This is a genomic window from Gemmatimonadota bacterium (genome assembly GCA_016209965.1).
GTDB lineage: Bacteria > Gemmatimonadota > Gemmatimonadetes > Longimicrobiales > RSA9 > JACQVE01.
Genome location: JACQVE010000007.1, coordinates 1 through 5409 on the forward strand (window position 1 = coordinate 1; position 5409 = coordinate 5409).

6 protein-coding genes are annotated in these 5409 nt (G+C 71.8%); 5 read left to right on the top strand and 1 reads right to left on the bottom strand.

Annotation, left to right across the window (positions count from 1 at the left end; genetic code table 11):
• Nucleotides 1–216 precede the first annotated feature (216 nt).
• From HY703_00190 to HY703_00200, 3 genes are all read left to right on the top strand, one after another.
• Nucleotides 217–693, top strand: a complete 477-nt coding sequence (locus HY703_00190) for an HIT domain-containing protein (GenBank protein MBI4543597.1) — start codon at nucleotides 217–219, stop codon at nucleotides 691–693.
• Nucleotides 694–798: 105 nt separating this feature from the next.
• Nucleotides 799–1962, top strand: a complete 1164-nt coding sequence (locus HY703_00195) for a thiamine pyrophosphate-dependent dehydrogenase E1 component subunit alpha (GenBank protein ID MBI4543598.1) — start codon at nucleotides 799–801, stop codon at nucleotides 1960–1962.
• Nucleotides 1963–2048: 86 nt separating this feature from the next.
• Nucleotides 2049–2291, top strand: coding sequence for a hypothetical protein (locus tag HY703_00200; protein ID MBI4543599.1), 243 nt, complete (start codon nucleotides 2049–2051; stop codon nucleotides 2289–2291).
• 5 nt (nucleotides 2292–2296) lie between these two features.
• On the opposite strand, the gene HY703_00205 is transcribed toward HY703_00200, so the two are convergent.
• Entirely contained in the window at nucleotides 2297–2896 is a 600-nt protein-coding gene (locus HY703_00205; GenBank protein ID MBI4543600.1) for a CoA pyrophosphatase, read from the bottom strand.
• A 105-nt stretch (nucleotides 2897–3001) separates the two neighbouring features.
• Between HY703_00205 and HY703_00210 the strand changes: the two genes are divergently transcribed.
• Both HY703_00210 and HY703_00215 read left to right on the top strand, forming a co-directional pair.
• A complete protein-coding gene (locus HY703_00210) occupies nucleotides 3002–3322 on the top strand; it encodes an HNH endonuclease (protein ID MBI4543601.1) in 321 nt (106 codons plus the stop codon).
• A gap of 73 nt (nucleotides 3323–3395) precedes the next feature.
• Nucleotides 3396–5409, top strand: a 2014-nt coding sequence (locus HY703_00215; protein ID MBI4543602.1) for a hypothetical protein, incomplete at its 3' end; no start/stop codon positions are given.

The window sequence follows — 5409 nt, forward strand, 5'->3', positions numbered from 1 at the left end:
AGCGCAGCGACTCGAGCAGGCCGAGCGGCAACAGCGGCGCCACCGTAACCGGCGGCGGCTTTTCGACTACGTCGTCTTCGATCACCTTCATCCTATCCGTCTGGGTAGGGCGCGCGCTATAATCTGGCAGGGAACGGACCGGAGTGGCAACGGGCCGGACCGGCGGGCGGCGGCCCGGTTTCTGCATGACTTTGCCCGCCCACTGGAGGCGTCAAGATGCGCGTTGGAGGTAAGGTCATGCTGGAGCAGAGCTGCACCTTCTGTCGGATCATTGGTGGGGAGGAGATGGTGAGCATTGTCCATGAGGATGATCGGGCGCTGGCCTTCATGGACATCCAGCCGGTGAGCCCTGGCCACACGCTGGTCGTCTCGCGCGACCATTATCCCACGCTCTTCGAGGTGCCGGACGAGCTGGCCGCCCATTGCCTCATGGTGGCCAAGCAGATCGCCCCAGGTATCCAGCGGGCGACGGGTGCCGACGCCGTTAATGTCTTCAGCGCCAACGGCCGGGTGGGCGGGCAGGACGTGCTGCATTTCCACCTCCACCTCATTCCGGTTTACGAAGGCATCCCGTTCGCGCTGCAGCTGCCCATGGCGGATACGCCGATTCCGTCCCGTTCCGAGCTGGACGTGATGGCCGCACGCATTGGCCGGGCGATACAGGAGGCCAACGGCGTGGGCGCATCCCGCTGACCGTCGCCCTGCCGGTGCCGGCACGCGCGCTTCCGCGACCAGGCCTGGCGGCTGCACGCTCCGCCTCGGCTGGCGCTGCGCCGTAGTGCGGCTAGCTTTTCGCGCATGCGCCGCTACCCGCCCTACGACCCACCGGAGTACGTGGACTGGCAGCCGGATCCGCGGCTGGTCCAGGAGTACGCCGAGCGCCTGAGCGCTGATGCGGAGCGGCGCGCGATCCTCGAGACGCTGGATGCGGAGGCGCTGCTCGGCCTCTACGCCGGTCTGCTGCGCAACCGGCTGCACGACATCATGCTCAAGCGCTGGGTGAGGCAGGGCGTGATCAGCAAGGCCTGGCTGGGCACGGGCGAGGAGGCGGTCACGATTGGGAGCGTGCACGCGCTGGAGCGCGGCAGCGACGTCGTCGCCCCCATGATCCGCAACGCGGGCGCGTGTCACGAAATGGGCATGAGCCTCGAGTCCATGTTCCGCGGCTACCTCGGCACCGCCGACGCGCCGAATGGCGGCCGCGACCTGCACATCGGCGATCCGGCCCGGGGCGTGATCCAGCCTGTCTCTCACGTGGGCGACATGGTCCCGGTCATGACCGGTGCCGCGCTGGCGTTCCGACAGCGGGGGGAGCTGCGGGTGGCGCTGACCTGGGTAGGCGACGGCGCCACCAAGACTGCAGCCTTCCACGAGGGCATCAACCTGGCCGCCGTGCTGCGGCTGCCCGTGATCCTGATCCTGCAGAACAACCAGGTCGCGCTGGGCACGCGGCTGGACCAGCACCACGCAGGCGATTTCCGGGCCTGGCCGCGCACGTACGGGGTGGCCGGCGCGTGGGCCGATGGGAACAATGTTCTGGATGTCTACGCCGCGACCCGGCTGGCCGCGCAGCGCGCGCGCACCGGCGGCGGCCCGACGCTGCTGGTGGTAGACACGTTCCGCATGGGCGGCCACGCCACACACGACGAGGCGGAGGCGCGCGCCACCTTCGCCGCAGCGCTTTTCGAGGAGTGGGGGCGGCGCGATCCGATCGGGCTCTTCGAGGAGTATCTGGTGGGCGCGGGCGTGGCGCGGGAGGAGCTGGAGCGCGTGGAGGAGCAGCTCACGTTGGAAGTCGAGCGCGCGGCCGAGCGCGCGCTCGAGTCGCGGGCCGCGGGAATGCCCGCCGGTGCGGCGGCGGAGTGGGCCGGCTTCAGCGCGGGCGTGCGGCAGCCGGGGCTGGCCTGGCGCCTTTCCGCTTCCTCGCATTCGCAACCGCACCCGCCACCGCCGCCGACTTGACTCCACGCGCCCCAGACGCCTGCGTGTCTGGCGCGCGGGGGACAGGCTCTCGGGCGCACCCAAGGCTTTCTGGTACGTTGCTTCCCTTGTTCTTCCGTCTCGACCCGGTCACAGGAGAGGAGCGCGGCGCGCGGGACGCGATCCGTGCGCTGGTCGACCGGCTGGCGCCTATTGCCGAGCGCCTGGGCGACGGCCCGGCGCTCGCGGGGCTGGATCGGGTGCTCGAGCGGGGCACGGTCGCCAGTACCATGAGAAAGCTGTATCGCCGCAAGAAGTCGTTCCCGGCCTTGACGCGTTGGGCGGTCGAGCAGACCGTGGCCGCGGCGTAGAGCCGCTATATCCCGCAGCTTTCCGCGAGTTCGAGCAACTGCAGCAGGATGCGGTGCGTCAGTCCCCAGATGACGTAGTCGCGGTAGCGCAGCGAAGGCAGACTGCGCGGCGCCCCCTCGAGCTCGAGCAGGATCCGGCTGCCGGCGCCTCCGTCGCGGAGCGCTTCGAGCGGGATCCAGAGTGCGGCCTCGACTTCGCGGGGATCGGGTGCTGCATCGGTCTCGGGCGAGACGCCGGCCACGTAGGGCGCAATGACGAGGGGCGGAAGCCGCATGGTGGTGGGGCGCACCTCGTCGAGCCTGCCCAGCACCTCGCCGGCCGAGCTCAGGTCGATTCCGGTTTCTTCCACGGTTTCGCGGCGCGCAGTGGTCAGGAGGTCGTCATCATCGGGGTCGCGGCGGCCGCCGGGAAAGGCCATGTGGCCGGACCAGGGATCCTGATCGTGCTGGGCCCGCTTGATGAAGAGGAGCTCGAGGGCCTCGCGGGGGCGCAGCAGGAGTAGGACGGCGGCCTCGCGGGTGTCCGCTTCGCGCTCGAGCCGTTTCGCCTCGCGCTGCTCGAGCGCGCGCCGGAGCGAGACCAGTCGCGGATCGTGCAGCGCCATAGGGCGAAAGACTAGCCGGCCGCCTGCGCGAGAGCAAATGGGGCGGGGCGGGCCGGGCGGGCCCGGTGGCAGGGAGCAATCCCGGGACTGCCGTGTACCAAAGGCATGGCGGGCCAGGAAGGGAAGCGGGCGCTGGATCGCCGGGCGCGCATCTTCAGGCGCGACGGCCATCGCTGTGTCTATTGCGGCGCGGTGTATCCGCCGGCCGAGCTGACGCTGGACCACGTGGAGCCGCGAGTGAAGGGCGGCGACGGCTCGGACGGCAACCTGGTGGCCTGCTGCCGGGCGTGCAACGACGCCAAGGGCGGCCGGCCCGCCTGGCTGTTTCTGGAGCGGCGGCCAGAGTTGCGCGCCAACTTCCTCAGCTACGCGCCGGCGATCTGGCCACGCCTGCGTCGTGCGGTACTGGAGGCGGCCAGGGAGTAAGCTTCCCGGTCTGTTCCATTTGCCGCCGTAGCGCGGCGCCCGTTCACCTGACCGACTCTTTTTCTGGTTCCCGATGCCGGGTATCCGACGTTTCGACCCCGCCCTCGCCTTGCTCGTCGCGCTGCTGCCGGCGTGCGACGGTTTCGAGCATCCAGCTCTCGGGGCGGATGCCGAGCGGCAGCTCTCGACTGCCCGCCATTTCGAGAGCACGCTGCTCACGCGCGCGCGCGCGACGCAGCCGCTCGCGCCGGAGTTGGTGCTGGCGGCCGGCTACCTGGAGCGGCAGCGCCTGGGGCTGGGCAGCCCGTTCCGCCTCCTGGATTACGCGCTGCAGGATCCGCGGCTGAGCGCGGAGACGCGCCGGCTGCTTGGCTGGGCACTGCTGGTGCGGACACTGGAGGGCCGCGGCTACGAGGTGGACCCCGCGGCGCTGGACCGGGTGCGGGCCGGTGGTGCCTGGTCAGGGAGTGGCGCGGGGCGCCACCACTTGCGGCTGATCGAAGGCGCCGTCGCGGAAGCCCGCGACCCGCGCGCCGGTGAGCTGGCCGTGCGGCTGGCCTACGCCCTGGCGGCGGCAGAGTGGAGTGTGGCCGGGCGGGCCCGGCTGCTTGCCGGAGAAGCGGCGGCGTTGCTGCGGGATCGGGAGCTGGCGCGCATTGACGCGCGGCGACTTCTTCGAGCGGCCCAGTCCCAAGGGGCGGATGCGCTCGACCTCGCCCAACAGTGGCGCGCCGAGCGTCGCTTCCTGGTGGAGCAGCCGCCGCTCGCGCCGCTGCCGCTCGAGTCGGAGCGGGACGCGCTCGAGTTGGCGCCGCGCCTGGCTGCGACGATCCGTGCACTCGGGCCGCGGCTGGCCGGGGCGCCGCCGGCTCGAGGGACGAAGCCGGGCTCGACATTGCTGGGACCGCTGCTGGCCAGGCAACTGGCGGCTGCGGCCGATTCGTTCAATGCACCTGCCCAGGCGCCGGTGATTGTGGCGGTCAACGTGCACCAGCGCGAGCTGCTGGAGGCAGCCGGGCTCAGCGGGCGCGAGCAGGCGGCACGGGAGCGCTTCGCTGCAGGGGTCGGGAACGAGGAACAATTCGTGGCGCAGCGGTCGGTGCTGGCGCACAACTCGCCTGGCGCCTCGCAGGTACTGGCGGCCATTACCCTGTGGGCCGCCGTGTCGCTCCGCACCTACGCGCAAGAGGACGTCTGGTTCCCCGGCTTCGGCGGGCCGTCCGCCCGGGAGCTGCAGGACCGGTTCGGCCTGGCGTCGGTCAGCTTCGACGCGCGGGTGCCCGCTGCCTGGCGGCCGTACCACCGGCGGCGGCTGGCCCAGGCGCTGGCCGATCTGCAGCGCGTGCTGCCCTCGCTCGACCTGCGCGGGCTGCGTGTGCGCTTCGGCGAAGCGCGCGGCCGCGGCGCAACGCTGGCGCTGCACGACCCGCGCAGGCGCACCGTCTACTTCCCGCCAGCGACGGCGGCCGGCACCATCGCCCACGAGATCGCCCACGACCTGGACTGGCAGGTCGCGTTGCGGCGCTACCGCGTGCGCGGCGACTACGGCACGGACCGGGCGACTCGCCGGGCGCGCGACCGGCTGGCCGTCTCGCTGCGAGAGCTCAGCGGGCGGGCGCTGGTGCCGCCCGCGCCCGGGGATACCACGGCGCCACTGCATTCCCGGCGCCCTGCCGAGGTGTTCGCGCGCAACCTGGACTGGTTCGTGGTGGCGGCACTGGCGCGGGAGGGGTGGACGAACGGCTACCTCTCGTCCGTACAGGACGATTTGTTGACGGGTTACGGCACCGTCACGGCGCCGGACGTGACCGGCATTGCCGGCGCGGCGCTGGTCGCCATCCTGGACGAGGTCGCGCCCGTCTATCCGGGCACGCGACGTTGGTTCCTCGAGAGCTACGGGACCGGCCGCGTCATGGCGCCGTATGACCTGATCCGGCGGGTGCTGGGCAGCGGCCGCGCCGATCCTGAGGCGGGCACGGAGCCCGGGAACCGCAGCGTCGCCAGGGGTTTCTCGCCGCTTGCCGCTGGACTCGCCGCCAACCTGCGCTTCGCCATGGTGGAGCGGGCGCGCGACGCCGCGCTGGCCG